Source organism: Minwuia thermotolerans (assembly GCF_002924445.1).
Lineage (GTDB): Bacteria > Pseudomonadota > Alphaproteobacteria > Minwuiales > Minwuiaceae > Minwuia > Minwuia thermotolerans.
In genome coordinates, this window is sequence record NZ_PIGG01000046.1 from 1 (window position 1) to 6,473 (window position 6,473).

Sequence of the window (6,473 nt, forward strand, 5' to 3'; positions counted from 1 at the left end):
TGAGCCTCCCCCATTGAATTGGTCCATCCTGATGTTTTGGAACAAGGAGGATCAAAGATGGCAAGGAAGCGTCACAAGCCTGAGGAGATCGTGGGCAAGCTCCGCCAGGCGGACGTCCTGCACAGCCAGGGCATGTCGATGGCGGATGCGATCCGGCAGCTGGGTATCAGCGAAGTCACCTTCTACCGATGGCGCAGGGAATATGGCGGCATGAGCGGCGATCAGCTGCGGCGTCTGAAGGAGCTCGAGAAGGAGAACGAGCGGCTGCGCCGGGCGGTCTCCGACCTGACCCTGGACAAGCAGATTCTGAGTGAAGCTGCGAAGGGAAACTTCTGAGCCCCTCGCGTCGCCGACGTTGCATCGATCATGTCCGCCGGCGTCTCCGGATATCGGAGCGCCGGGCCTGCCGGGTTCTCGGCCAGCACCGCTCCACGCAGCGCCATCTCCCGCGTGGACGTGATGACGAGGCCCGGCTGGTGGCGGACATGATCGAGCTGGCCCGTCAGTATGGCCGATACGGCTATCGCCGGATCGCGGCCTTGCTTCGGGAGGCCGGCTGGCAGATCAACGACAAGCGGGTCGAGCGCCTCTGGCGGCGCGAGGGGTTGAAGGTACCGGCCCGGCAGCCGAAGAGGCGGCGGCTGTGGCTGGGCGACGGATCCTGCATGCGGCTGCGGGCAGAACGGCCCAACCATGTCTGGTCCTATGACTTCGTCCACCACCGGACACATGATGGCCGGACCTTCCGGACCTTGAACGTGCTGGACGAGTTCACGCGCGAGAGCCTGGCGATCCGGGTTCGCCGGAAGCTCTCGTCGGTCGATGTGATCGACGTCCTGACGGACCTGTTCATTCTCCGCGGTCCACCGGCCTTCGTTCGCTCCGACAATGGCCCCGAGTTCGTCGCCGAGGCCGTGCGGCGCTGGATATCAGCGGTGGGCGCCAGAACGGCGTTCATCGAGCCGGGGTCACCCTGGGAGAACGGCTTTATCGAGAGCTTCAATGCCCGGTTCCGGGACGAGCTGCTCGACGGGGAAATCTTCTACACGCTGAAGGAGGCGCAGGTGGTCATCGAACAATGGCGCCGTCACTACAACACGATCCGACCGCACAGCCGTCTCGGCTACCGACCACCGGCGCCGGAGGTCATCATTCCGCCAGGCTGGCCGTCAGGCTCCGCTCCGCTTCACCAGCCGGCCGGCTTGGCGGCAAAGCCGCCCATGCACTAACATTCCACCCGGACCAATCGCTGGGGGCTGGTCAATTTCATAATGGACGTTCAAAGAGGGCATCCGCAGGTGAACTGCCATAAGTTCGCGCTCACAGACTGGCGGCTACTGCTGGCCCAAGTCGGTGTGAAACAGGGGAGGAACGCGCCGATCAAATTTGCTCTGACATTGTCTTCGGCAATGCTGATTTATCGGTCTCTTGCGGCGACAATCAATGCGTTGAGGCTTGCGCTTGTCGCACGGTTCTTTCCGCTCAGGACAAGGTTCACGCTGTCCATGGATGCCGACGGTCCGGCTGCGCCGTCGGCCATGATGGCGTAGGCGAAGCCTTCACTGAAAGCCGGATCAAACCGGTAGAAGCCGCCCAGGGGGACCATCTGCGGGTGAAGCGCATTCACTCGATATTCCCAAGGCAGGTAGCCCCTGACGCCTTCGCTGCCGGTGGTGTAGCAGCTTTCGTCCTCGAGCGGACGGGCAGCATCCCCTGCTGCGCAGGGACGGCTGTATTTTCCTTCTGCAATCAACTTCCGGCCGGCCGCCAGAGCCTTCGCGCCTGCTTCTGCGATCCGGTCGGTATCGGCGGGTTTCATCGGCGCGCCGGTGATGGGGTGATGGGCGAAGCGGCAATCGACCAGGGGCAGGCCGCGGTGAAAGCAGCCTGGCAGTTCGACAGGGATCTCTTCGGTGATCGGGCCGGGCTCACCGAAATAGTCCGGAGACTGGACCTCCTTCAGGTCGACCATGACTACGGTCGCGAGCCGTTGACCGGTCTCCGGGTTGAACCGGATTCCGCTCAGCAGACCCATGCACATTGTCTCCTTCGAGAAACCACGGGAAACATATGCGTCCAGGAAGTCGTCGGAGACCGAAATCAGGTTCCCGCCATCACCGTAGTAGAAGCACTTGTTCGGAAGTTCCGGTTCGCCCCGGTAGGGTCCGTAATTGGCTTCAAGGAGACCCAGCTGCCGCTGCGATTCGATATCGCTCAGGAACACCGGGTAACGCGGATCCGCCGCTGGTGGCTGTTCCGTCTCCATGTACTGCCAGAGTATCCCCCACAGCCAACCCTCCATCATGTCATGCTGATCGGCTCTGGTGGATTGTGCAGAAAGCAGAATGCCCACAACGGCAAGCATGGATGAGGCGAATGTTCGAAAGGCCGGCATGGGCGCTGCTCCGGATTCCGTTTCTGATGTGTCGAACGGGTGCCGATATACGGGGAACTCACGGCTGCCGCCTGTCGGCGCCGGTGAGGCCAGACGGAGCTGCTCTAGTTCAATTCCAGCCGGTCTTCAATCTCGCGCATCAGCCCGCGTTCGATCCCATGCTCTCGCAGAACGCTGAAATCGTCAGACACCAGCAGCGGCCATTCGCGGCCGCCGACGACCTTGCCGCGATGCTTCAGATAGATCTCCCGGGCATCCCCGGTCCTTCCCGACAACATCAGGGCATGAGCGCGGTTCAGGGCGAAGGATTCGTTGTCCGGTTGGAGCGCCGTGGCCTCCTCGGCCGCCGCCAGGGCTCCGGCCGGATCGCCCGCGAACAGGGCGTACCAGGCAACATTGTTGAGTGCGGCGGCCAGGTTCCCGGCGAGTTCGCCGGACTGGCGCAGGTCATCTGCATTCGTTTCGGCGGTCTTGAGCGCGCCCCCGGAGTCGCCGGTACTAAACCGCGCCAGCGACAGCTTCTGCGCTGCGCGTGACGCGGCATCAAGCTGGACAGTGCGGCCCGTGGCGGCGTTGGCAATGGAGCGTGCGACTTCGTAGGCCCTCGAAAACCGCGCCTCGGCTTCCGCCACCGCGCCGACGCGCCAGTAGACCTGGCCCAACCGGTCCTCGCTGACCACCAGGTCCTCGGCCCACTCGATGCGGCCTGGATCGGATTGATAGAGCCGCCGCGCAATCTCCGCATCTGCCTGGAAGAAAGTGAGCGCACCTTCCGTGTCATCCTGGAGAAGCCGAAGCTCTCCGATCTTCTGGTTTATCACCGACAGGTCGCGCGAAAGCCTGGTGTTCGACGGATCCCGGGCCGAAAGTGTCCGGGTGATCGACAAGCTGCGCACATAGGCCTCTTCCGCCGCCTCGGCGGCCTCCCGAGCCAGGTGTGCCTGTCCGATCTTTTCCAGCACGACGGCGAGGCCGCGGCCATCCGGTTCATGCCTTTCGCGCAACGCCAATGCCCGGCCGTAGTTTTTCAACGCTCCATCGACGTCCTTGTCCTGCAAGGCCAGCGTGCCGATCTTTTCGAACGCGACGGCCAGATTCAGGCCGAGCGCCGGGTCATCGGGCCGTGCAAGAACCAGATCCCGGTTCAGGGCGAGGCTCTCGGCATAGACCGCTTCAGCCTCGGACCTGCGATCGAGCGACAGCAGGATATCCCCCAGCCGGTCCAGGCTGGCAGCCCTGTCCATCCGCCATTGTTCCTTTTCGGGCTCTGCCGCCGACAGCGCCGCGAATCCTGAAGCCGCATCGCTTGCCGCCGACAGGGCGGCGTCAAGTGCGCCCTGCCGCGCCAGGGTCACCGACATCTCCGTCAACGCAGCCGCCTTGCTTCGCAGCAGGTCAGGCCTGTTCTCGCCTTCCAGCGCCAGTTGATCGACGAGTCCGCGCGAGCGTTCCAGGATGTCTCGCACCAGTTCCTGGGGAATGCCTTCGCGGTCCCGAAATCTCTGCGCAAGATCGAACACAAGGTCGTTTGCGGTCTGGCTTCCGCGATCCAGGATTGTCTCTGCCCGGTCGCGTTGCTCGGCGGCAACCTGCCGGTTGAACTCCGCGAATATGCCGAGGCCAATCGAAAGCGCCGCTATTGAGAATGCACCGACAAGCCAGTTCCGTTGTCGCCGGTTCGCCGCGGCGCGACTGAAAGCGATCCACTCACGGTGCAGAGCAGTCGGCGTTGGCGCGGTACCGGGTTGAACGGAAAGCCATGTCTCGGCCTCGTATAGCTCATCTCCCCGCAGGATACGGGTCCTCGGCGATTTCCCTGCTCGATTCCATTCATGGGCGCGTTCACCGAATTTCGTATGGTTCCGAACCCAGTCGATGTCGGTTGTGCAAGCATCCCGAACCAGCAGGATTGCCGCATCGAGATCTCTGCCGGGCGTGGCAAAGATGTAGTTCAGTTTCTCGATTTCCGGCGGTACGAGCGAATTCTCGACATCGTCAATAACTACAGGAATGATTCTTTTGTTCAGCCCGGCCGCAGTTTCGATTTCCCAGGAACACACTTCTGAACGGACCGAGTTGCGTGACATCACAAAGACGATGCCATCGGCCTGGGTGATCAGTCCCTTCAGACGCCCGCGCCAGTCTTCGGCTGGCAGGATATCCTCCGTGTCGCGGTAGACCGTCAGGCCGACCGCTGCCAGGGCTTCATAGATCTCTTCTGCTCGCGTCTTGTCTCGACGGGCATAGGAAAAGAAAATTCTGGCGTCGCTCATCTTGTTCATTTCACGAGAGTTCTAATGCCTGATTGGGCATTGTCAGAGCAAATTCGGTGCGCATCCGGTTCGCGCCGTCAGGCTGGCCGAACGCGTAATCCATTCCGCGATTTCAGAGGCATTGTCAGACCGATCCGGAACCGGCCTGTCAACGGCCGGTTTGCTTGACCACAGGCTGCCAGCTGACGCCAATCTGCGAGCGCTGCATCGCGGCGTTGTTTGAGGTCGGGCCTCCGGCTGAGATGTCGATCGAGGTTGAAGATCCCATGGGGTAGGTCGCGACCCACCCCTTCAGAGTGGTGTCGCAACATGACTCTGTAGGGGGCAACCATGTCATCGATCGAACACCTTTCCGAAGAGCGGGCTGCGGTCCGCACTGATCTGAGTGCAGTTTTCGTGTCGCTGGAACTCAGCCGATCAACCTGGCTGATCACGTCGTTGTCGCCCGGCGGCGGGGAGAAGATGTCCAGACACCAGGTACGGAGCGGGGATATCGCAGGCCTACTCGCGAGATTCTCCCAGCTGCAGGCGAAGAGCATGGCGCGTACCGGACAATCGTACCGCCTGATCGTGATCCATGAGGCTGGCCTGGACGGGTTCTGGATCCATCGCACTCTTCGGAACGCCGGCATCGAGAGCCATGTCGTGGACCCGGCTTCCATAGCCACTTCGCGCCGTCGGCGACGTGCCAAGACGGATGGGATCGACGGCGAGGCTCTCGTCAGAGCCTTGCTCGCCTACAAACGCGGCGAGCCGCGGGTCTGCGCCATAGTGAAGGCGCCCACGCCAGAGGCAGAGGACCGTCGGCAGATTAGCCGTGAGCGCCGGTCCCTGATCGCCGAACGGGTCGAGCACGTCAACCGCATCAAGGGGCTGCTCTTCGCGCAGGGCATCAGGGACTACGAGCCGGTTCGGCAGGACCGGCGTCAACGCCTGGAGGCACTTGGAACTGGCGATAGACGTCCGCTCCCGGCCTGCCTGAAGCAGCGTCTCAGCCGGGAACTAGACCGACTGGAGCTCATTCTGGAACAGATCAGGATGGTGGAGACGCAGCGTGATGCGCTTCTCGCAGCACAGGCCAAGGTATCGCAGTCACCGCCGGCGGTCCTCCAGGCGTTGAGGGGCATCGGTCCGGAATTCGCCATGGTCCTGTGGTCCGAAGGGCTCTTCCGGCACTTCGCCAACCGAAGGCAACTCGCCTCTTACGCCGGGCTGGCTCCAACGCCCTGGCAGAGCGGAACCATTGCCCGGGAGCAGGGCGTCTCGAAGGCCGGAAACGCGCGACTTCGTACAACAATGATCCAGCTCAGTTGGCTATGGCTGAGGCACCAGCCGAAGTCCGCCTTGACGTTGTGGTTTCACGAGCGAGCCAAGGCCGTCGGCGGCCGCAACAGACGCGTCATGATCGTGGCTCTGGCGCGCAAGCTGCTCGTCGCGCTGTGGAAGTTTGTGACTACGGGCGTTGTTCCAGAGGGCGCGATCATGAGCGCAACCTAGCAAGCCGCTTTACCCTCTGATCCTGTTCCGCAGGGCCTGATCAGCCTTGCCGGATCCAGGTGGACGGACCGAACAATCATTTGGCTGAAATAGCCGTGTTGAAGAGTGGCTCCGTCCTCCTGAGCCTCCACCGCAGAAAGCGGGATATTGGTGCAGCCGGCTCGACCGGCGACCGGATGTGAGTTTGATCGGTCCGGAAACGGGCCGAGTCATTGGAAAGGGCTCGGACCTGGATCCCAACAGCCTGGAAGGAGTGCTATGCACGAAGCAAACTGAACCGTGCCTTGACCAACCATTCCCCATGTGAG

At 62.4% G+C, this 6,473-nt stretch carries 4 protein-coding genes; 2 read left to right on the forward strand and 2 right to left on the reverse strand.

Features of this window, described 5'->3' with window-relative positions; all coding sequences use genetic code 11:
* Nucleotides 1-57 precede the first annotated feature (57 nt).
* Nucleotides 58-1,229 (forward strand): IS3 family transposase gene (locus CWC60_RS15240; RefSeq protein WP_109792214.1). Its coding sequence is split into 2 segments (ribosomal slippage): nucleotides 58-322 and nucleotides 322-1,229, totalling 1,173 coding nucleotides; the frame shifts between segments, so codons are not numbered across the junction.
* A gap of 188 nt (nucleotides 1,230-1,417) precedes the next feature.
* Here CWC60_RS15240 and CWC60_RS15245 read toward each other — a convergent pair.
* Together CWC60_RS15245 and CWC60_RS15250 are read right to left on the reverse strand one after the other, a co-directional pair.
* The gene (locus CWC60_RS15245; protein ID WP_125182800.1) at nucleotides 1,418-2,395 is read right to left on the reverse strand and encodes a hypothetical protein; all 978 of its coding nucleotides are present in this window, start codon (nucleotides 2,393-2,395) and stop codon (nucleotides 1,418-1,420) included.
* A gap of 104 nt (nucleotides 2,396-2,499) precedes the next feature.
* Nucleotides 2,500-4,677 carry a toll/interleukin-1 receptor domain-containing protein gene (locus CWC60_RS15250; protein ID WP_109794807.1) on the reverse strand — a complete coding sequence of 726 codons (2,178 nt, stop codon included), beginning with the start codon at nucleotides 4,675-4,677 and terminating at the stop codon, nucleotides 2,500-2,502.
* A 330-nt stretch (nucleotides 4,678-5,007) separates the two neighbouring features.
* Here CWC60_RS15250 and CWC60_RS15255 point away from each other — a divergent pair, with 330 nt between their 5' ends.
* Nucleotides 5,008-6,165 carry an IS110 family RNA-guided transposase gene (locus CWC60_RS15255; protein WP_420891142.1) on the forward strand — a complete coding sequence of 386 codons (1,158 nt, stop codon included), beginning with the start codon at nucleotides 5,008-5,010 and terminating at the stop codon, nucleotides 6,163-6,165.
* The last annotated feature ends 308 nt before the right edge of the window (nucleotides 6,166-6,473 follow it).